The 647-nt window shown below is 68.0% G+C and carries 1 protein-coding gene; it reads left to right on the forward strand.

Going from position 1 to position 647, the window contains the following annotated elements; all coding sequences use genetic code 11:
• A partial coding sequence (locus tag HX869_RS31075) for an LLM class flavin-dependent oxidoreductase (protein WP_178904170.1) occupies positions 1-501 on the forward strand: 501 nt, incomplete at its 5' end.
• Between the last annotated feature and the right edge of the window lie 146 nt (positions 502-647).

The following is a 647-nucleotide window of genomic DNA, read 5'->3' on the forward strand; positions in this document are numbered from 1 at the left end:
CTGGTGCTGGACGACAGCCAAAGCCACGCGCTGGTGGCCGGCCACGCCCAGGTCTGCCTGTTGCGGCCTGGGCATCCGCAGTGGCTGGCCCAGGAAATACAACGCTGGCGCCAGCTTCAGTCGGGCCTGGCCTTTGCCTGTACCTTCGGCCTGGTCATCGGCGACAGCGAGGACCTGGCCTGGGAAACCGCCGCCGCCCTGCTGCCGACCCAGGACCTGCCCAACCACCGCATCGCCACCGTGCCCCGCGACCGTCACCCGTTGCGCCAGTGGGAGATCCACCCGAACCTGCTGCAACTGCACCCTGGCCAACCGTTGATCCTGGTGGGCACGCCCCGCCAAATCGCCACGCGCCTGCAGGAACTGCACGGCCTGGGCCTTGGCCACATCATCCTGCAGGGCGGCCCGGCGGTCGGCGAAGTGCTGCGCTTTGGTGAACAGATCCTGCCGCTGCTTTTTCAACACGGCCTGCGCAAGGAGCGCCTGCACCATGAACACTGAGGTTCGCCCCCCGATCCAGCTCGACTGGTTCCTGCCCACCAATGGCGACGGTCGCCACCTCACCAGCAGCGGCCTGCCCAAGGTCGGGCTGTTCCAGCAAGGCGAACGTGCCCCCACCCTCGATTACCTGCGCCAGATCGTGCGGG

The organism is Pseudomonas sp. P7779 (assembly GCF_013386315.1).
Lineage (GTDB): Bacteria > Pseudomonadota > Gammaproteobacteria > Pseudomonadales > Pseudomonadaceae > Aquipseudomonas.